Annotated in this window: 18 protein-coding genes and 1 riboswitch; of the genes, 6 read left to right on the plus strand and 12 right to left on the minus strand. The window is 45.6% G+C overall.

Annotated elements, in window-relative coordinates; all coding sequences use genetic code 11:
- Nucleotides 1-207: 207 nt before the first annotated feature.
- From P6910_RS19405 to P6910_RS19435, 7 genes are all read right to left on the minus strand, one after another.
- A complete protein-coding gene (locus P6910_RS19405; RefSeq protein WP_317142899.1) occupies nucleotides 208-681 on the minus strand; it encodes a YHS domain-containing (seleno)protein in 474 nt (157 codons plus the stop codon).
- A 194-nt stretch (nucleotides 682-875) separates the two neighbouring features.
- Nucleotides 876-1,820 (minus strand): CNNM domain-containing protein, encoded by a 945-nt coding sequence (locus P6910_RS19410; protein ID WP_317142900.1) that lies wholly within the window; start codon nucleotides 1,818-1,820, stop codon nucleotides 876-878.
- A 268-nt stretch (nucleotides 1,821-2,088) separates the two neighbouring features.
- Nucleotides 2,089-2,673, minus strand: coding sequence for a cobalamin adenosyltransferase (locus P6910_RS19415; RefSeq protein WP_317142901.1), 585 nt, complete (start codon nucleotides 2,671-2,673; stop codon nucleotides 2,089-2,091).
- A gap of 91 nt (nucleotides 2,674-2,764) precedes the next feature.
- On the minus strand, nucleotides 2,765-4,594 hold the full coding sequence (locus P6910_RS19420; protein ID WP_317142902.1) for a TonB-dependent receptor domain-containing protein: 1,830 nt from the start codon (nucleotides 4,592-4,594) through the stop codon (nucleotides 2,765-2,767).
- A gap of 4 nt (nucleotides 4,595-4,598) precedes the next feature.
- A complete protein-coding gene (locus tag P6910_RS19425; protein ID WP_317142903.1) occupies nucleotides 4,599-5,666 on the minus strand; it encodes a cobalamin-binding protein in 1,068 nt (355 codons plus the stop codon).
- A gap of 129 nt (nucleotides 5,667-5,795) precedes the next feature.
- A riboswitch (cobalamin riboswitch) is annotated at nucleotides 5,796-6,004 on the minus strand.
- 119 nt (nucleotides 6,005-6,123) lie between these two features.
- Entirely contained in the window at nucleotides 6,124-6,717 is a 594-nt protein-coding gene (locus tag P6910_RS19430; protein WP_317142904.1) for a cob(I)yrinic acid a,c-diamide adenosyltransferase, read from the minus strand.
- A 46-nt stretch (nucleotides 6,718-6,763) separates the two neighbouring features.
- Entirely contained in the window at nucleotides 6,764-8,245 is a 1,482-nt protein-coding gene (locus tag P6910_RS19435) for a cobyric acid synthase (RefSeq protein ID WP_317142905.1), read from the minus strand.
- Between the two features lie 230 nt (nucleotides 8,246-8,475).
- Between P6910_RS19435 and waaA the strand changes: the two genes are divergently transcribed.
- Entirely contained in the window at nucleotides 8,476-9,765 is a 1,290-nt protein-coding gene (waaA, locus tag P6910_RS19440; RefSeq protein ID WP_317142906.1) for a lipid IV(A) 3-deoxy-D-manno-octulosonic acid transferase, read from the plus strand.
- A 451-nt stretch (nucleotides 9,766-10,216) separates the two neighbouring features.
- On the opposite strand, the gene P6910_RS19445 is transcribed toward waaA, so the two are convergent.
- The 3 genes from P6910_RS19445 to P6910_RS19455 form a co-directional block, all read right to left on the minus strand.
- Nucleotides 10,217-11,197, minus strand: coding sequence for a hypothetical protein (locus P6910_RS19445; protein ID WP_317142907.1), 981 nt, complete (start codon nucleotides 11,195-11,197; stop codon nucleotides 10,217-10,219).
- Between the two features lie 437 nt (nucleotides 11,198-11,634).
- The gene (locus P6910_RS19450; protein ID WP_317142908.1) at nucleotides 11,635-12,246 is read right to left on the minus strand and encodes a hypothetical protein; all 612 of its coding nucleotides are present in this window, start codon (nucleotides 12,244-12,246) and stop codon (nucleotides 11,635-11,637) included.
- Nucleotides 12,247-12,461: 215 nt separating this feature from the next.
- Nucleotides 12,462-13,859: a TolC family outer membrane protein gene (locus P6910_RS19455; RefSeq protein ID WP_317142909.1), complete on the minus strand. Its 1,398-nt coding sequence runs from the start codon at nucleotides 13,857-13,859 to the stop codon at nucleotides 12,462-12,464.
- Nucleotides 13,860-14,109: 250 nt separating this feature from the next.
- Here P6910_RS19455 and P6910_RS19460 point away from each other — a divergent pair, with 250 nt between their 5' ends.
- The 4 genes from P6910_RS19460 (at nucleotide 14,110) to P6910_RS19475 (ending at nucleotide 16,448) form a co-directional block, all read left to right on the plus strand.
- Nucleotides 14,110-14,751 (plus strand): cupin domain-containing protein, encoded by a 642-nt coding sequence (locus P6910_RS19460; protein WP_317146571.1) that lies wholly within the window; start codon nucleotides 14,110-14,112, stop codon nucleotides 14,749-14,751.
- 26 nt (nucleotides 14,752-14,777) lie between these two features.
- On the plus strand, nucleotides 14,778-15,218 hold the full coding sequence (locus P6910_RS19465) for a DUF1249 domain-containing protein (RefSeq protein WP_317142910.1): 441 nt from the start codon (nucleotides 14,778-14,780) through the stop codon (nucleotides 15,216-15,218).
- 101 nt (nucleotides 15,219-15,319) lie between these two features.
- On the plus strand, nucleotides 15,320-16,102 hold the full coding sequence (gene cpdA, locus P6910_RS19470; RefSeq protein ID WP_317142911.1) for a 3',5'-cyclic-AMP phosphodiesterase: 783 nt from the start codon (nucleotides 15,320-15,322) through the stop codon (nucleotides 16,100-16,102).
- A 91-nt stretch (nucleotides 16,103-16,193) separates the two neighbouring features.
- A complete protein-coding gene (locus P6910_RS19475; RefSeq protein WP_317142912.1) occupies nucleotides 16,194-16,448 on the plus strand; it encodes a PA3496 family putative envelope integrity protein in 255 nt (84 codons plus the stop codon).
- 47 nt (nucleotides 16,449-16,495) lie between these two features.
- Here P6910_RS19475 and P6910_RS19480 read toward each other — a convergent pair whose 3' ends face one another.
- Complete coding sequence (locus tag P6910_RS19480) at nucleotides 16,496-17,263, minus strand: alpha/beta fold hydrolase (RefSeq protein ID WP_317142913.1); 768 nt, start codon at nucleotides 17,261-17,263, stop codon at nucleotides 16,496-16,498.
- A 202-nt stretch (nucleotides 17,264-17,465) separates the two neighbouring features.
- Here P6910_RS19480 and P6910_RS19485 point away from each other — a divergent pair, with 202 nt between their 5' ends.
- On the plus strand, nucleotides 17,466-18,344 hold the full coding sequence (locus tag P6910_RS19485) for a hypothetical protein (RefSeq protein WP_317142914.1): 879 nt from the start codon (nucleotides 17,466-17,468) through the stop codon (nucleotides 18,342-18,344).
- A gap of 69 nt (nucleotides 18,345-18,413) precedes the next feature.
- Here P6910_RS19485 and P6910_RS19490 read toward each other — a convergent pair whose 3' ends face one another.
- Nucleotides 18,414-19,247 (minus strand): thymidylate synthase, encoded by an 834-nt coding sequence (locus P6910_RS19490; protein WP_317142915.1) that lies wholly within the window; start codon nucleotides 19,245-19,247, stop codon nucleotides 18,414-18,416.

The raw sequence follows: 19,247 nt of genomic DNA on the forward strand, positions 1-19,247 counted from the left end.
AGTAAACCAGACCTTACCCGGAACTTGATAAGTACCTGGCCAGTTGGTTTCGCATATTCTGGCGAGTGGATTTTTTCATCCTTCAAGGCGCAACGACGGGCGCGTAGCCGTAGCTACGCAACCAGAGTTGGAACGCAGAAGGGTGGAAAAAGCCGCCGTCCAGAATATGCGAAACCAACTGGTTAGGTACTTACGAAACCAGTGGGTTTAATTGATCACTTTCGGCCAGTTGTCATCAGCTTCATTGATCAGTTTTTTCTTATCCTTGAGCCATTTCTTCTGAACCGACCCGTTGTAATTCAGGTAAAGCTTACCATCTTCGATGTTCCATTGCCGAGGATCAGCACTGGCAGTCTTACCATGAGCTACAGCCCATGCACAGTAGCCGCCGTACTGAGGAGCGTACTTTTCCGGGGACTCCAGAAACAGATTTTTATTTTCTTCACTGCTGAAGTACCAGGCAGCACCCTTATAGCGGGTAGAAAATTTATCGGAACCTTTTACCGGCTTACCTTCAGTGAAGTAAGCCACCGGGTCATAGCCACTGACAGCCTTATCGCTGAAAAGCCCGGTATAAATCTCGTCTTCGGCCATAGCCTGCATCGAAAAAATCAGTGTCAGAGCCATGATCAATCTGGCCCATATGCCTCCAGTTAAAAATGAGTGATTTGCTCTGGTCATTTGCTTTACCTCTTTGATATTCGAAAAAAATAATTGTCCTCTTGTCTTCACATACGCTATGGCAGATTAAATAGTTTCAGAACCAAGAAATAAAAATTAAACAGATCAAAACTGTCATTCAGTTTGCAATAATCGATGAATGAATACGAGTTTCAGGGAAGGCAATAAGATGGGAGGCAGGGAGGTCTACAGACTCAGGAAGCCTGTAGGATAGCTCGATAAACCTGTTTGGCCGTGATCATTCGGGTCTGTTCCGGATTGCGCCCGGCAAGAAGTGCGACAGAAGCCCGGGCCTTGCCAAAAGCCTTTACGGCATCCAGCAAAGTACACTGCTCTTCCAGGAAAACAACCTGTCTGGCCAACTCTCCGACCGTTTTATCGGCAAGGCCATTAACCAGACAGCTAGTGATATGACGATAGTGCACAATACCCACTACTTCGCCATCGTTCACAACCAGATAGCGCTTGTAGGAATGCTCGCAAATGAATGCCTGAATGTCCTGCACTCTGGAATCAGAGGCAAGCCAGACCATAGGACCATCCTCCGTGGTCAAGGCTGCCAGAGTCTTCTGGTTCATTTTCAGAGCCAGTTCTGCCATTTTACGCTCTTCACGCTCTATCACACCGGACTTATTGAAGTGACGAATGATGCCTTTCAGCTCGTCCCGACTTGGCTCCTGAGTATTCTCAATCCTGAACAGTCTGGCCCAGACCAGCGTCATCTTGAGCATTGGCCGAAGCAGAAAGCAGATAACTCTTACGAAACGGGCAGAATGATTGAGTACGGGCTCTGCCATCTGAACCGCAAACAGCTTTGGTAAAATTTTGGCAAATACCAACATGAAGTAGGTCAGAAGAGCAGTGAATATGGCCAAACCGGTGTCATTAAAATGTCTGGCAGCAATAGCTCCTATCATCGAACTTCCGGCAATACTGATCAGCGTGATCAAAGTGACCATGGAGGACAGGTGAGCCTCCTTGTTCTTGATAACGTATTTAATGTCGGCCTTGTTGACCGGCTTGTGTCTGAGAATTGTGGCTAGCCTGAGATCATCAACATAAATAATGGCAGATTCAATAACCGAAAGAATAGCAGTAACAGCAACAATCAGGCAGGCAACAGCAACAACAAGAAGCATCCTTGCTCCTCCATTTTTTTATCTGTGGGAATAAACCTTTATCGGTCACCTCATTGATAAGTTTAAGTCAAAAAATTCATGACGACAGGCTGATTTCACGACTTGCAGACAGCGCTTCTTATTCTGAAATAGAACGCCTGAAAAGCTAAAGGCACATAAACAGCCATGAGCGTAAAAATAGTGAAAAGAAAGTCCTTTTCTCATCATGGACTCCGATTTTTATTATTATTTTTGAGCCTTATTTCTATCCTAAATCGAACTTTCCTGATTACACAACCTTTTTCGTCGACTGCTGCTTTAACTTTGAGGGTGACTTGGACTTATAACTCTTGCTGACATACTCAGGTTCGTTGATCCCTAGTCGTCCATTAATCACCACCGTTAATCTGAAAAAGAGATTGCAAAGCATGTTGGCAAAGCGGTGCAAAACATCCGGAACTTCTATGCCTTCAGCATCCACCAGAACCATAGCTCTGATCGCTTTTTTACTGAGCGAACGACAGGAGTGAAGCAACTGAACAGGCCGGGGTCCGCGAGGTAAAACAAAACCTTTTATTCGCCCGGCAATCTCTTCCTGATAACGATCAAAATACCCGGAGAGCCACTCTATCTGCTCTTCAAAGATGGCCTGCTTCCCCCGGATAGAAGCATTAAGATGAAAAATTTTCGGCTGCAGTTCGCAGAGAAAATCGTAGATATCCCTGAATCGTTCATCTCCTTCCAGCTCATAGATAGCTCCGCCCAGTGTCGTACAAAGCTCGTCGGTAATAATTTCGTGATCACACAAAGGTGAACGCTCGTAGATGAAGGGATAGCATAGTTCCCGGACGTCTTTGGATTTTTTAAGTGCCATATTGACTACCTTATAAAAAAGCTCTCACTCCAGGGGAAGAGAGTGAGAGCTTGCTTGATACATGACAGACGTTAGTCGTACAACAAATGACTTACAGTTCAGGGGTCCAGGTCAGAGTAAAAAACACACCTCTTGGTTCATCTCTGTACCCTAAATTTGATGAATACTCTTTGTCCATCAAGTTGACAACTTTAGCTTCTGTTTTAAGCTCTGTTGTCAACTGGTAAGCCATTCTCAAATCAACTGTTCCAAACCCAGCAACCTCTTTGGTGTTTGCTTGGTCGTTGTATGTTTTACCTTGAGCTCTGAAAGTACCACCAACAGACCACTTTCCATATACTCGATTAGTATCAAGAACAAATAGTTGCTTAGCTCTTCTATAAAGAACATTACCATTATATAAGTCCCCTCGAAATTCCGGATCAAGGAATGTCATGTTACTTCTGGTATGCCAACCAAAGAGCTCTGTTGACAATACAAACTCGATACCTCTAATGCGAGCCTTCTCTATATTCTCCGTTTTCTGGGCGTCAGAATTGTACTCCAACATATCGTTGATATCATTCTGAAATATATTTACAGACCACCTACTGTCACCTACCAAGCCACTTAGCTCTAACTCTTTATTCTTGGCTGTTTCAGGCTTTAGAGTAAGATTAGGCCCCGCTGGAGTATAGTAATCCCCAAGAGTTGGTGCTCTGTAAGCAGTTCCATAGGATGCAATAATCTTCATACCCTTTGGTAAATCTATGCCCCACGCTATATTCCCTGTGTTGTTGTAGCCATAAACTTCATGTTTATCTCTTCTGAGGCCGATCTGGAGTTCACTCCGAGAAAATGTAGATGTATTTTGAGCAAAAACACCAATATTGTATTGATCTTCTACACCATACTCATTACTAGACTCTGTTAAATGCTCATCTGAGTAGTCAATACCAGTCACTAAGAACTGATTTTCGGTCCAATTTAAATCATTCTGCCAACTAAAAGTATTTCGTTTGGTTGTGGCATAGCTTGGATATGTAGTGCTACCTTTGTCATCTCTTTTATCGATACCATACCCAATATCCAACCTAGTTCCCCATTGTTCAGTTACTGGAACAAATACAAAACCATTAAACTCTGTCGAATTAAAAAGTGTATATGTGTTTTCAGTATTAAAACTACTGTCGTATTCAGACTTCCCTTCTACATGTGTAAAGCTCAGGCCAGCCTCAAGCCCTGAGGAATAACGTTTCGAAATACTGCCGGAAAGTGATTTATCCCTATATGCATCATCATCAGCATCCAGTCCAGATGTGGCGAACGTCCTGTTATAACCCTGTGTTTCAAATAGGCGAGCACCTAAGTTAAACCGAGTACCATCAACTTCTCCGCCATAATTTAATCCATAATCACCGGTCCCTCGGCTCCCCCCCCCTACCTTTACAGTTAACTTTGGATTCCCGGTGCCCTTTCGAGTAAAAATTTGTATAACACCACCTACTGCATTTGCACCGTACAAACTAGACTTTGGGCCCCGTACAATTTCGATTCTCTGAATTTGATCTGGGTCCAAGTGCTGTATTGGTGCTTCACCAAAATCCATTGAGCTAGCTTTCACACCGTCAATCAAAATTAGCGTTTGTGCAGTTCTGGTTCCCCTCAAAAAAATGCCTACCTTGCTTCCTGGCCCACCTGACTGTTCGATTTGCATACCCGGTGTTTTACTGAGCAATTCCGGCACACTGGTAGCCTGACTACGCTCAATTTCTTCCCGCGTAATCACGGTAACCGGAGCCAGAGCCTCATCCACCGACTGAGCAGTTCTGGAGGCTGTCACGACCACTTCCTCCAGCTCGATGATTTCTTCACTGGCCTGAAGCGTGCCTGCCAGACCTGCTGTGGCCAGGGCGACTGCAATACGCAATGTGCGGGACATGGGATTATTCCTTGTGTGTGTTTTCTGGCGTCTTTGAAGCCTTAGTGAGACTTTCTTTTCTGACGCTCTCAAGTTGTTGGCAAAGGGATTCGGCGGCATCCAGCGCCCGGGGTGTTGGTCTGGATATCAAATTGCCCTGAACGGTAAACAGATGGTGCTGTTTCACCGCCTGAAGATCGCTCCATTTCGACCAGCGCTCTTCGATGGCTTTACCGTCTTTAAGATTGCTGGAGCTGACAATAACCTCGGGGTTCTTGCCAAGAATGGATTCCATGCTGACTTCAGGTACCCGTATTTTTGAGTCAGCATAAATATTCTGGCCACCACAAAGCTCTATCACCTGCCCGATAATCTGGTTCCTGCTGATACTCATCAGCGGTTTGTTCCAGATCTCATAAAAGACAGTGACAGGCTTTCTAAACTGGTATTTCTTCTTGATGGATTGATAACGAGTCAGAAACCTTTTGGCTTCTTTATCCGCTACCGCAGAGGTACCAAACAGTTTGCCCAGACGCCTGATGACCGATGCGATCTCAGGAAAGCTTAGCGGATCAATGTAGAAAACTCTGACACCCAGTGACTCAAGCCTCGACGTCACTTTCGGGCTGTTGCCCCCTGCCCAGGCCACCACTATGTCTGGTTTCATGGTGGCAATGGCTTCAACACTAACATTGGGAAAGCCACCTAGTCGGGGAACTTTAGCGACTGAGGGTGGGTAGTCGCTGTGATCGTCAACCGCAACAACACGAACACCCGCCCCTGCAGCATAGATCAATTCGGTTGAACCGGGAGAAAGACTGATTATTTTTTTGACGGATTTGGGAACACAGACTTCCCTTTTCAGGTCGTCTTTTACGCAAACCTGTGCTGCCTGCAACAATGTCGTATGACCAGAAATTACAACAGCAGCCAGCCAGGTAGCAGACAGAAGATACCTCTCAGCGAAGCGCAGCACTTTTGCGACAGCCTTCTCGAGTGGTGAACGACTTGGTTCTCGACTTGTTTGATGCAGATGCCTCATGGAATCCCTGAGATCGATGTTTCTCAGGGCGGCAGACAGCCGGTCGGACACAAAGTTCCAACCGCAGAATTATTCTGACTTATCTCTTGCTCAGAGACTTGTCAGTATCCGGGGAAGATATGAATTTTCCCAACCGCCAGGTGACCCGCCCGGTTAGAAAGCCCAATTGCGTCGAGCTTCCATGGTTGCTTTACTGAAGGCAGGTCTCCTGGCTCCGGGATCATCATGCTTTTCTCACCTTCCCGGACCTTGAATCCAGTGGTTTAGGAAGCCTGCAGGGGCTTTCTTGAGAGCGCATTACTCCGTCACAGTTGCGGGCACAGCCGGGTTTAAAACCCCGTTCCCTATCATTTGCAATCGGGTAGTAGACCGTTTCGCAAACAATCCACAGCGTCAGAATATGTCAGCACTTTTTATGCGCTGGCCACTGCCACCGTGGGACCTTCGTAAAGGTCGGGCATATTACCCGAACTTTCGTTTTAATTCACCCCTCTTGCGAAAAGCGCAATTACCCTTCGATTTTTGACTTCGGAGAGGCCTGCCAGAGCACCTCTCCTTCGTTCTTTCTGGCACAATGCCTTGAGAGCACATACATCGCATCGGACAACCTGTTGAGAAAGGTAATGAGAGGGGCATTAACGTCGACACCAGATTCACGCAGTCGGATCACTGCACGTTCGGCCCTGCGGGAAACCGTTCTTACCATATGACAATGACAGGCGGCAGTCCCTCCACCCGGCAGTGTAAAATTTTTCAATGGTGGTAAATCTTCATTCAATTCGTCAATCAATGCTTCCATGACTGTCGTATGTTCTTCCTGAATCAGTTGATATCCGGGCATAGCCAACTCCCCGCCGACATCAAACAGCCTGTGCTGAATCTCACTGACCCGACTCAGCTGCGACTCGGTCAAGTCATCGGACTGCCTGAGCACATTTAGCAACATACCCATCCAGCTGTTTGTCTCATCAACGGAGCCAATGGCTTCAATCCGATCATCCGCTTTTGACAGTACATCACCACTGCCAATCCGGGTGGTTCCCTTATCACCGGTACGGGTATAAATTTTGGTCAGGCGATAGCCTTTGCGCTCTTCTGTCATCTTAAATATTCCCTCAGACGTAATTATTTAAGTAACGAAATATTTTTCACTGATAAACAGCTAACAATTTTTTCAAATCAATATTCTGCTCAACGGCATCCGCCATTCTATTAATACCTTCTTCCCTGAGCGCTTCGTAGTCCACTGTCGCTAATTGCCTGAGACCAGACCAGGTTAAAAAGGCATTACAGGCTGCCGTTGTTTCAAAAATGCCATGCAAATAAGTACCAAATATCTGGCCATCTTCAGACATGACACCGTCCACCCCCTGTTTCAGTTGAATGAGAGGGTTATCAAGAGCCGAGCCCCGGGTAATACCCGCATGAATTTCATAACCGGTCACTGCAACCTTTTCCATATCGGGAAGAGAGAGGCAACCTGCCACCTGTTTCAGCTGCTTTTGGGGGGATATTGTGGTTTCCAGGTTCAGCAACCCCAATCCTTCAGTGCTGCCTGGTTCTCCCTCGATACCCTGAGGGTCATGTACAATATTGCCGAGCATTTGATAGCCTCCGCAGATACCCATCAGTTTTCCGCCATATCGCAAATGCCTGAGAATATCCCGGTCCCATTCATTCTCTCTTAGATAGTCGAGATCAGTCCGGGTATTTTTGGTACCGGGAATAATAATCAGATCCACCGGAGGAATGGGTTCACCTTTGCCAACAAAGTGAATCTGAACATCAGGTCTCAGCCTGAGGGGATCAAAATCAGTGTGATTACTGGTACGGGTCAGTATAGGCACTGCAATTTTTAAAACTGCATCGTTATCATGGGAGATCTGTTGTGACTCAATCGCATCCTCAGCCTCCAGATGCAGGCCATGGAGATAAGGAAGCACACCCAGCACCGGCTTACCCGTTTTTTTCTCGAGCCATTCCAGTCCCGATTCCAGTAGCTTGATATCACCTCTGAAGCGATTGATCACAAAACCGGCTACCCGTTTTTGCTCTGATTCCGACAATAGTGCCAATGTTCCGTAAAGATGGGCAAAAACCCCGCCTTTATCGATATCAGCAACAATAATAACCGGACAGTCGGCGGCCTGGGCAAACCCCATGTTGGCAATATCCCTGTCACGCAGATTGATTTCTGCCGGACTTCCCGCCCCTTCAACCAGCACCAAACGGTATTGCTCTGCCAGCCTGCGCCAGGATTCCAGAACGCACTTCAGCAACCTCGGTTTGAATTCATGATAGGTCTGGGCATTCATTTCCCCGATAGAACGTCCATTGACGATCACCTGTGCACCTATATCGGAGTTAGGCTTCAACAAAACAGGATTCATATCCGTATGGGGCTCAAGACCCGCCGCTAATGCCTGCAACGCCTGGGCTCTGCCAATTTCGCCGCCATCCTCGGTCACCGCACTGTTCAGAGCCATGTTCTGTGGTTTGAAGGGAGCCACTGGGATACCCCGCCTGCTGAAAGCTCGACAAAGTCCGGTAACCAGCGCACTTTTCCCCGCATCACTGGTGGTTCCCTGAACCATGAGAGTGCGTCGCCCGGGCGGTATTGAGTGATTCATAAGTTCGAGAATGGCAGTCCTGATAATAAGGTGAGGCAGTTTGATATTGTTCAGTGAATGGATGCAAGCGCTTTCTTGATGTCTGACATCATTTCTCCATGGGATACTTAAGTGTTCGAAAGCCCTCTGTCACCGAAAGCCTCACAGATTCGATCCATAAATCTATTTCGGGTCAGGCTCTATCTGTTAACATACTTGGTAGTCCAACTCCTAACGAACCCAGCCCGAGCATGAGTCGATACTTATATTCACTTTTATTGTACCTTTTGGTGCCCTTTGTCCTGATAAAGCTGGTTGTGCGCACTAGAAAATCTCCCGCTTATGGCCATCGCTGGGGTGAACGCTTTGGTTTTATCAAAACGTTGCCCAATGACAAACCCGTCATATGGATCCATTCCGTTTCTGTGGGTGAGACCATAGCCAGTGCGCCGATGGTTAAAGCCTTGATGAATCAATACCCCAATTACCGCTTTGTCGTCACCACTATGACGCCCACCGGCTCCGAGCGTGTTAAAAAAATATACGGTGAACGTGTTTCTCATGTTTATTGCCCCTACGATTTGCCAGACGTGCAAAACCGTTTTTTAAATCGGACTCACACCAAAATGGCTTTAATCATGGAAACAGAGCTATGGCCCAACACCATTGCCGCCTGTAAAGCCAGAAACATTCCTGTTGTTATCATCAATGCCCGGTTGTCAGAGAAGTCGGCCCGGGGTTATGCAAAATTGAGCTCACTGACTCGAAACATGATGCAGAACATTCATCAGGTGGCCTGTCAGACCGAGAATGACGGTGAAAGATTCAAACAACTGGGCTTGCCTGCTGAACGTCTGGCCATAACAGGCAGCGTCAAGTTTGATATGTCTGTGGATGATGAAATCAACAACAGTGCAGCTTTGCTTAAATCCACATGGGAATCGGGATTAGGCCGCAAGACAAAAATACTGATAGCTGCCAGTACCCACGACGGCGAGGACAAGCCGGTTCTGGATGCTTTTCGCAAAGTGCACGAGAAATTATCCGATACCCTGTTGTTGCTTGTTCCCCGACATCCCGAGCGCTTTGACCGTGTTTTTGAACTGTCAGAAAGTCTCGGATTCAACACCATAAGGCACAGTCAGGCTACAGAAACTTCTATAGATACCCAAGTGATCATTGGCGATACAATGGGTGAGCTGATGAAGCTGTACGCAACATCCGACATAGCCTTTGTCGGAGGTAGTCTGATTAAGAACGGAGGTCATAATATGCTGGAGCCCGCCGCCTTGGGGATACCTGTTTTATCCGGCCCCAGCGTTTATAACTTCACAGATATCAGCCAACAGCTAGAAGACGCTGGCGGTATGAAAACTATACAGAATTCAGAACAACTGGCAGCAGTCGTATACGATCTGCTGACAGACGATGCAGCCAGAAAAAAGATGGGCGGCCAGGCTCAAAGATTTGTGGAAGGTAATAGAGGTGCATTGCAAAAGCTTTTGAAACAGGTGTCAGAAACCATTGATCATCTTGGCTAAGTGGCCACAGAAAGTGCAGTGATCGCCTGACTGGACATCAGAGCCAACTCAGTTGAACAGAGTCGACAAATGTCTCGACTCTGGCTCCTGCCGTCGTTCTGCCTCATAAATCCATTGACTCGAAGCGCCCCTCTTAAGTACTCAGCCATACGGAATCGAATATTTCTGGCTTATTGGGCAGGTGCTCTGCAAGGCCCAACGACGGGAACATAGCAAGCTATGTGACCAGAGTTGCAACGCAGCACGACTGCATGGATGCAGGAGCTAGAGCAACGCAGGAGCAGTTGCCGCGAGTGCCTGAACAATGAGTCAGAAAATATGATTTCGTATGGTTGAGTACTTAAATTACCGATCTCCGCTAGAATACGAAGTGGCAACTTAGTCGTAGACCTGTGTCCATTTTACCGGAGAATATCATGGCTCACTGTGTTCGCCATCTTTGCTGCAAGCATTAGCTACCATGCCAGTTGTTAGCCCTCAGATTGTCTTCCAGCAAACAAAATTCAGAATAACCGGCTTTGCAAATATATTTTACTATTTCTAAATATTGTGTCTTCAGCATAGCTAGAATAACATTGGAACTGTACAGTGGAAGTGAGGATATATACCCTTGTGCAAAACTGTTAAAAGGGGTTAATAGACATTCATGATTGCTACCGCAATTCTCATCAGTGTCCAGCTGATCATAAAGATCAATCATACTTAGTAGCCAAAACCCCAGTTCTTCTTTCACTTTAACTTCTCTTCCAACATATCTATTATCATCAGCTAAATCCAAGATATATATTTTATCTTTATTTTCATGATATTTTTCATTCCTGGTATTTCTATCACTAAGATGCAGTCTTACCGATCTATTTAATATGATATCTACGTCCTGACTTGGCTTTTCAGGGTCAAGATGATTAACTGATAAAACCTGCCCATAGCGATAAAATGCTTTCTTTAAGGTTTCTTTTCGTATTTTCCCGTTAAAATATTCACTGTAAATATCTGATAATGTTTCACCAGGAACCCAGGCATAACTGGCAACTAAATGTTTTTTATTTTCCAGAATAAAGGTTGCACCTTTTTCAGGAAATACCAGTTCAGCATTTTTTAAACCAAGCCATGAATAACTCTTATATTCTTTCTTTAATTTCCACTCAGTATCAAAATGAGTACTTTCACATGATTCGCAGTCTTCTCTAGTAATTTTAACGAACCATCTTTTGTTCAGAGATATAACAGAAAAGACTTTTTCAACCTGACCGCCAGAAGTCTTTATTTCTTCTATCTCTTGTAAATGATCATCGAAAAGCATTCTGACGGCATCATAGTATGAGTTAACTTTTCCAAAGTCTGGCAATTTTGGAAGCCCTTTAAAATCTGCTTTTAAAGAAAAAGGATGCAGCAAGCAGAACAGAAATATTATTAGACGCTTTTTAAACATTTTTTCAACTCAAGTATTTTTATTGTTATCGGCACTTCAAAAAATAGCTTTACTAATCAACCTCAACCAACCTCAAGACAGCCAACAAGCAAACCTGATCTTGTTTCGATAAAAACTATTAGCGTTGTCACTTGATATTTAGAAAACAGTCATAGACTGAATCGACAAAGACTGGCCAAAGTGGAATGGAAGCTCAAGAAGCATAACCAGGATCTCAACGGCAGGGAATTTGTTCTATTGAAAAACTCCGTTAGCGAGATCATAGTAAGAGAGCCTCAACATGTGTTTACTGTAAACTATTGTTTAACAGTGGATCATAACAGGCGAATTAGACACTCTTGCCAATATTTTATTATCGACAGTTACCAGAGCAAGGCGTTATTTCGACTTAACGAAATTAAACTTCACATATTTCCTATTTTGTTGAAACTGCAATGCTAATGTAATGCCACACTAATTAAATCAAAAGTTATTTTGTACTCTTTTTCCAAGCCTAAATCAGAACACCTTGTAAAAAAAACTTCATCATTTTCCAGCGCCCTGTACATTTTTGATAAAAAATCTTTTACTTTCTCGTGAATTTCTTCATCTTTCAGGTCGTCTGTTTCTGAAAAAAATACAGGCTCTAAGTTACCACATGCTTCACCGCTCCCATCAAATGGAAAGTGAGCCACCCCTTCATAACGGGACATTGATTCATTTATACTTTGCAGCATATGATGGGAAGAAGCTTCTGGCGTACAGCGAAGCTTTCGTTTTTTTATTTTTCTTACATAGATAACTTTTGAAGGAACTGCATCTGGCTGCTCCCTGGCACTTAATGTTGCCTGATATAGTTTTAGCAAATCGAGATTGCAATGCAATATTGGATGAGAAAAAATAGGTCTGCCTTTTTGATTTATTTGATATTGTTTAACAATTATCTCATCAATGAGGGAGTCTAAACTACTGATTGCATCATTAAGTGGTGATGCATTGGCATTGTATGAGTACAAAATAGAGATAATAAAAATAATTCGAGTTATTACACTTGCTCTGTGATTTTTCATGTGCTTCAGGTCTGGTTACTTCGAAAACTAACCCTAAAATGTAGCACTTTTTTATTATTTTGCAGGATACCCAAAAAAGGAGAAGACCTGGTGGGATAATACACCAACTCACACGGAAAACGATACAAAAGTTTGAGATCTATAGACAAAATAATAGCGCTGAAACCAGCGCTGTTATTCTGCCATTCAAAACTGTTTAAACCAAAATGTATCTGTCAGTTTGCACGACACTGGGCGGGAATGGACATCTCCTCTGAAGACACTATCCAATTATTCAGCTGGGTAAGGTCTTCCGGATTCAGAGTGCCTGCTGTCAGCTTCAGCTTCAATGTGTTCACGATAAAGTCGTAGCGGGCGTTCAGGTAATCACGCTGGGCAGCAAACAGTGTCTTCTGGGCATCCAGAACATCGGTAATGTTACGGGTACCGACTTCATAGCCGCTCTCAGTGGCTTTCAATGCACTTTCAGAAGAGACAATACCCTGACAACGAGCTTCTACACGAGCGACATCAGAATTGACGGTGCGAAACAGGTTACGGGTACCGGAGTTAATCTCACGTAACGCCTTGTCGTAATTCTGCTGAACCGATTCCATCTGGTAAGTCGCCTGACGAACCTGGGAGCTGGTTGCACCACCGGCAAACAGAGGCAGGTTAAATTTAACGCCTACTACTGTCTGGTCACCATCACCGGTCCTTATCCCGTTGGAGTCAATATTTACTCTGGCAGAGTCTGCATCACTGGAGTTGTAGTTATAGCTGGCAAAAGCATCAACAGTCGGAGCATGTCCTGATTTCTTGGCCTTGATATTGCTCTCTGCGGCTTTCAGGCTTTCACGTGCGGCCTCAAGCTGCAGGTTATTCTTGAGCGCGTTGTTGACCCATTCATCAGAGACAGCAGGCGTGGGAGCAGTGACGGGCATGGTTTTATTGAGTTTGCCAATGTCCCGAACATCTTTATTGATGATTGTGCGCAGCGCTTCATAAGACACCGAGAGGCTGTTTTCACCATCAATCCGGACCACCCGAGCGCCGTCATAACGCGCCCTGGCTTCGAGAACATCAGTCTCCGCAATAAGGCCCACATTATAACGTTCACGTGCCTGATCCAGCTGCTGCTTAACCGCTTTTTCTTCGGCTATGGCGGTGATCAGACTGTCTTCAGCTCTCAGCACATTAAAGTAGGCTTCTGCAACCCTGAGAATAAGATTCTGTTGCTCATAGCTAAAAGTGACTTCCGCCTGGGCGCTTTGAAACTTGGCAGAATCATAACCAAACCAGCTGGCCATATTGAATAATGGCTGGCTTAATGTGGCTCCCCAAGTATGAGAGTTATAGTCGTCTTTAACGTCACTGACTGCCGCCTCGAGAGATGTTTTGTTGTACTGAGTTCCCCCCGACAAAGACAAATTGGGCAGCAATAGAGCTCTTGCCTGGGTGCTACCTTCCTGAGTCGCCATCATATCGGCACGTGCAGCGGCCAGCTGGGCATCATTTTTCAACGCCAGGTTGTATACTTCCAGCAAATTGTATTCAGTCTCAGCCGCTTGGGCAGACATAATTGAGCTGGCCAGGGCTGCCAGTAAAAAGCCTTTAAGATAAGTTTTTGGCATATCTCCAGTTCCTTGAAAAATGGGCCCGAAAGCCGAACAATAATGTCGGTTTACCGGTTGTTACTCAAGCGCAACTCGCTGAATTTACACTAGTTTACCTGTCGTCAAAAGCAATAAACTCAATGTGAAAAGATTTTAACCGGCTTCTTATTACAGGCGACCTCGAATCCAATAATTGTTTGCTCAGGAAACCGACACCTAATGGTCATCCACTGTCTTATAGTTAAACAGGTAATATTACGTGCTGAACATGAACTTTCAGGAATCCGTTGTTATTCAAACCGAAAATCAGGAGTGGCAACCAAGCCCCGCCATTAAAGTGTTCCGTAAGCCTCTGGCCCGGGAAGATAAAGAGTCAGGACATGCCACCAGCATCGTTCAGTATGTTGCCGGTGCCAGTTTTCCTGAGCACCCTCACCCGGGTGGTGAGGAAATTCTGGTACTTTCAGGGACTTTTTCGGACGAGACGGGAGATTTTGGTCCCGGCAGTTATCTACGAAACCCACCAGGTAGCCAGCATGCGCCTTTCAGTAAAGGAGGCTGCGTGATATTCGTGAAGCTTTGTCAGTTTGATCCGTCAGACAGGCAAACTGTTCGAGCCAATATGTTCGAAGCCTTGGGCCGGAATGATTCAACCGGTGTTGCTGAGGTGATTCTACATCAATTCAAATATGAGAAAGCTTCTACGCTCAGAATTCCTGTAGGTAAAACCTTATCTCTGCTAGACAGGTCTGGAGGAGTAGAAATACTGATTATTTCTGGTAAGCTTTCGACAGCTTCAGGAGACTGGCCTGCTGGCACGTGGATAAGAGCCCCACATTTTAATTACGATTTTGAGCCGGCAACGGAAGACACTATCGTTATGGTCAAGTCTGGCCACCTTCCTCTTTAGCAAGGCCATGCATTACAATTGAGCATATGGAAACCAGGACAGAAAAGGCTCGCTATAAAGCCGACCTCATCAAGCAGCAAAACTTGTGTGAAAGAAATTTCCATAAACTCATGCTTCTGCTGCCCGATCTTGAGGAAAAAGATAACGTTGTTCTTTCATTTTATTTCGCTGGCAAGGAAGGGCAGGCGTTGTTTCAGGTGCTAGAGCGGGCTCCTTTTACGACCGTTCTGCAAGTCGACCTGGATGCAGCCTGGAGTGAGTGGCTGAAGCTGCCCGAGTTCCGAATCCGGATTTATCTGGATGTCAGAATGGCCGAGATCATCAGCGTTAATAAAGAAAGACACTTCAAGGCTATCTACCCTTATCCCAATGAAAAGATGCTCATGCCTGACGAAAAGGAACAGTTGAATCAGCTTTTTTCCGAATGGCTGAACTTCTGTCTCACTCATGGTTTAAGTCAAATTTGATATGAACTGAAGATGTGCCAAGAGTCACTGCTTTATTCTTACCTCCCTGATAAAATTATGAAGAAGACTCGCTGCAGCCATTATGAATTATGAGAGAGCCTATGACCGGAATACGCATCATTCAGTTAACAGATACCCATCTGTTCGGCTCTCCTGAACGCAGATTGATGGGAGTAGACACCAATCAGAGTTTCCTGGACGTCTGGGAGAAGATTCAATCCTCATCCTTTAACCCGGACGTTTTCCTTGTCACCGGAGACCTTTCCCAGGACGAGAGTCTGGAGTCCTACCAGTCGCTGAAAACGGTTCTGGATACCAGTGATAAACCTTATCTCTGGACTTGTGGAAATCATGATGATGCTCAACTGATGCAGCGGGTCAGCCCGGAAGCCATGAGCCCTTATCTGGATTCAGGCCCCTGGCAGATCATTATGCTTAATTCCCAGATTCCGGGGCAGGTTCCGGGCTTTTTATCGGACAAAGAGCTCCAGCTTCTGGAAAAACACCTCTATGAGACCCCGGATAAACACACACTGGTGGCTTTTCACCATCCGGCATACACCATTGAGAGTCAGTGGCTGGACACTATCAGCCTGAAGAATGCTGAACAGTTTATGAGCCTGATACAGTCATACTCCAATGTCCGGTTGGTTATCAATGGTCATATCCATCAGGAACGGGATCAGATCATCCAGAATACCCGGTTTCTTTCTACCCCTTCTACCTGTGTCCAGTTCAAGCCTGAATGCGATAATTTCATGCTGGATGACCGCTGGCCGGGCTATCGAGAGCTTGAGCTAATGCCCGATGGCACCTTGCACACCCGGGTGGTCCGACTGGAAGGCTACTCTCTGAAACCGGATCTGAATGCTAACGGCTATTGATAGCCCCCTTCAATATCAGCATTTTTTATTAGAACCCTGACTGTTTTTTTCTAGATTGATAATTAGGAGTAGTAAAAAAGGAAGTAGGATTATGTCCAGGGTTAGGTCAATGCAGTTCGATGACCAGGATAAGATCTTTTGGGATTCGGGTCAGGAATTCAGAAAGAGACAAACCGCCAAGGAACGCTGCAAGCAGAGAAAGAAAAAATCCATTCGACAAGGCATTGAGGATTATTGGGATAAAAAGTCCCTCCGTCAAAACCTCGCCGATCCCTTCGACGATGTAGATGACGATGATGATTACAGTCAATGGGATGACATCGAAGGTGAACAACCCAGGCATTGAAGTTGATACAATAAGGCCGCCCGTCTGAGGCGGCTTTTCTTATTACTTCAAGATTCAAGAAAGCGCATCAAAGTACGGGCAACCAATTCTGGCTTTTCGGCATGAAGCCAATGTCCTGTATCGGCAATTTCTCTCATAGCCGCTTTAGGAAATCGTTTAAGTACTTCTTCCCGGTGTTCTGCAAGAATGTAATTCGAATTACCGCCCCTCAGGAACAATACATCACCTTCAAAAGACTCCTTTCCGGAATTACCCGCAGAAATATTCAGATAGTTATGATGAATCGCTTCCAGATTCATTCTCCAGCAGTAACTTCCCTCGTCATTGCGATAAAGGTTCTTCAGAAGAAATGTTCGAATGGCCAACTCCACTATATGCTGGCGCAGCGCATGATCAGCATCGGCCCGCTTCTGAACAGTCTCAAGATCAACAGCAGACAGACCCGCGAAAACATCGTCGTGCCGTCGCACCCCATACTGCACAGGAGCTATATCCATAACAGCCAGTTTGTTCACCCGGTCAGGATGAGTCAAAGCCACTTCCATAACGACTTTACCACCCATAGAGTGTCCTAGCAGGTGTGCTTTCTCAATCTGCTGATCATCCAGATACTCAACAACATCGGCAGCCATAACAGGATAATCCATTGCGTCATCATGGGGAGAACGACCATGGTTGCGAACATCCAGGCCGTGAACCATGAATTTTTCTGCAAGCTGGCGATTGATAGCCCCCAGATTTTCCTGTGATCCAAATAATCCGTGTACACTGATCAGGGGTTCACCTTCTCCCTGTTGTCTGGCATACAATTTCATGGGTTATTAATCTCTCCTTCAGTCTCGCAGCGATCCTCGCAGAATAGGGCATCATTCTGGTTGACCACGTGGACATCGTATTTCCTTAAGATACTTTATCAGTATGGTCTTTCTTCAGTAATACGGGAAAAGCCTAAAACTCTCCCTCTGACATAATGCTAGTCTGAACTTTATAACTTCACTATTTGGTAAGGACACCATTATGAAAGGCTCTCAGTGGCTCTGTGGCCTCTTAATCTCGGTATTTTGTCTGCCAGCCTGGTCTACGCCCCCCTTAAAACCCGAACTGCTCTCCGAGCAGGTACAGGCAGACAAAGAAGGATGGTGGAAAACTGGCTTCCTGGTTGGCACGGTTTCCTCAAAAGGCTGGGAAGTGGGCTTTATCTGGGAATCCGGAGAGCTGGAAGTTCTGGCAGGGAAAGGCGCCTTGAATGGCACAAACTACCCAGCCAAAACCTACGAGGTATCGGTACAACCTGAATATTATTACCTCTGGGACAAACTGAGAGTTTCCAGGAAACCTTTAGTGATCAGATACAAATATCCATTTTGGTCTAACCCTTTCGCTACTAACAGTGGTTATCGAGTGATTGATGTCCAACCGGTTGAGAGCAGCTTTTCCAAAACGCCTTCATTTACACAATACCCTAATGGCATTGATTTAAATCCGACGATAAAAAATTCAAGAACCTACACTCAGCGGCAAACATTCGGGCTGGTGCTCCATGTAGCCCGTTGGTTACTGAACCACAAATGTACGGTATACCTTCATTTGGGTGGCACCGCCAGGAGTCTAAAAAGCAGGCCGACTTATAAACCGTCTCTTGAATACAATGCCGATAAACGTGAATATGAACACCAAATGGTTTTAACCTATGAAACTTATGAAGTAGAAGTGCCCAACGTTGTAAGGCTACACACGGACAGTGAAGCCATTTGTTGCTATGCAGAAGATTCCGCTATGTCGCAGTCAGAAGTCTATGTTGAATACTATGGAGCAAAAGCCCAGGCTGATACCGTGACGTTCTCTATTCTCAACTCCATCCATGTTGCCCCCCCCTTCGACGAAGAAGAAAATTAATGACTCAATCTGACGTAACAACAACATCTGGTTTGATACGTCAGAACATCTGAATACCGCGAAAACTGATTAAACAGATACAGCCGCCCTGATATGAGGATGAGCCTGATAATCAGCCAACTCAAAGTCATCAATAGTAAATTCAAACAGATCGCTGATGGCAGGATTCAGCTTCATTATTGGTAAAGGAAGTGGCTTGCGGGTCAGCTGTTCTTCTGCCTGTTCCAGGTGGTTGGAGTAAAGATGGGCGTCACCAAAGGTATGAACAAAATCGCCCAGATCCAGGTCACAGACCTGGGCAATCATCATGGTGAGTAGTGCATAAGAGGCGATATTAAAAGGCACACCCAGGAAAATATCAGCACTGCGCTGGTAGAGCTGGCAGGACAGTTTGCCATCCAGAACATAGAACTGAAACAGACAATGACAGGGAGGTAAAGCCTGCTTACCCATCGCGGCATTGTCTTTAGGGCTGAACTTTACGTCGGGCAGCACACTGGGATTCCAGGCACTGATGACCAGCCTTCTGGAATCTGGATTGGTTTTTATTTCATCCAGCAGCCACTGAATCTGATCAAACGTTTCTCCGTTTGCACCTTCCCAGCTTCGCCACTGCTTGCCATAGACAGGGCCCAGATCACCTTCGTCCGTCGCCCACTCGTCCCAGATTCTGACACCGTTTTCCTTGAGATAGGCGATATTAGTGTCGCCCTTCAGGAACCAGAGCAACTCATGAATAATGGAGCGCAGGTGACACTTCTTGGTGGTAACCAGCGGGAAACCTTTCGACAGATCAAAGCGCATTTGATAACCAAAAACACTGTACGTTCCAGTGCCGGTCCGATCAGATTTGAAAGTGCCTTGCTCTTTTACATGACGCAGGAGATCAAGATACTGTTTCAT

This window comes from Endozoicomonas sp. 8E (assembly GCF_032883915.1).
In the GTDB taxonomy this organism is placed as follows: domain Bacteria; phylum Pseudomonadota; class Gammaproteobacteria; order Pseudomonadales; family Endozoicomonadaceae; genus Endozoicomonas_A.

Coding starts and splice junctions, on each gene's coding strand:
- cpdA (WP_317142911.1), top strand. CDS start 15,320: ATGACCGGAATACGCATCATTCAGTTAACAGATACCCATCTGTTCGGC.
- P6910_RS19410 (WP_317142900.1), bottom strand. CDS start 1,820: ATGCTTCTTGTTGTTGCTGTTGCCTGCCTGATTGTTGCTGTTACTGCT.
- P6910_RS19475 (WP_317142912.1), top strand. CDS start 16,194: ATGTCCAGGGTTAGGTCAATGCAGTTCGATGACCAGGATAAGATCTTT.
- P6910_RS19430 (WP_317142904.1), bottom strand. CDS start 6,717: ATGACAGAAGAGCGCAAAGGCTATCGCCTGACCAAAATTTATACCCGT.
- P6910_RS19415 (WP_317142901.1), bottom strand. CDS start 2,673: ATGGCACTTAAAAAATCCAAAGACGTCCGGGAACTATGCTATCCCTTC.
- P6910_RS19455 (WP_317142909.1), bottom strand. CDS start 13,859: ATGCCAAAAACTTATCTTAAAGGCTTTTTACTGGCAGCCCTGGCCAGC.
- P6910_RS19480 (WP_317142913.1), bottom strand. CDS start 17,263: ATGAAATTGTATGCCAGACAACAGGGAGAAGGTGAACCCCTGATCAGT.
- waaA (WP_317142906.1), top strand. CDS start 8,476: ATGAGTCGATACTTATATTCACTTTTATTGTACCTTTTGGTGCCCTTT.
- P6910_RS19445 (WP_317142907.1), bottom strand. CDS start 11,197: ATGTTTAAAAAGCGTCTAATAATATTTCTGTTCTGCTTGCTGCATCCT.
- P6910_RS19460 (WP_317146571.1), top strand. CDS start 14,110: ATGAACTTTCAGGAATCCGTTGTTATTCAAACCGAAAATCAGGAGTGG.
- P6910_RS19435 (WP_317142905.1), bottom strand. CDS start 8,245: ATGAATCACTCAATACCGCCCGGGCGACGCACTCTCATGGTTCAGGGA.
- P6910_RS19420 (WP_317142902.1), bottom strand. CDS start 4,594: ATGTCCCGCACATTGCGTATTGCAGTCGCCCTGGCCACAGCAGGTCTG.
- P6910_RS19405 (WP_317142899.1), bottom strand. CDS start 681: ATGACCAGAGCAAATCACTCATTTTTAACTGGAGGCATATGGGCCAGA.
- P6910_RS19485 (WP_317142914.1), top strand. CDS start 17,466: ATGAAAGGCTCTCAGTGGCTCTGTGGCCTCTTAATCTCGGTATTTTGT.
- P6910_RS19450 (WP_317142908.1), bottom strand. CDS start 12,246: ATGAAAAATCACAGAGCAAGTGTAATAACTCGAATTATTTTTATTATC.
- P6910_RS19465 (WP_317142910.1), top strand. CDS start 14,778: ATGGAAACCAGGACAGAAAAGGCTCGCTATAAAGCCGACCTCATCAAG.
- P6910_RS19490 (WP_317142915.1), bottom strand. CDS start 19,247: ATGAAACAGTATCTTGATCTCCTGCGTCATGTAAAAGAGCAAGGCACT.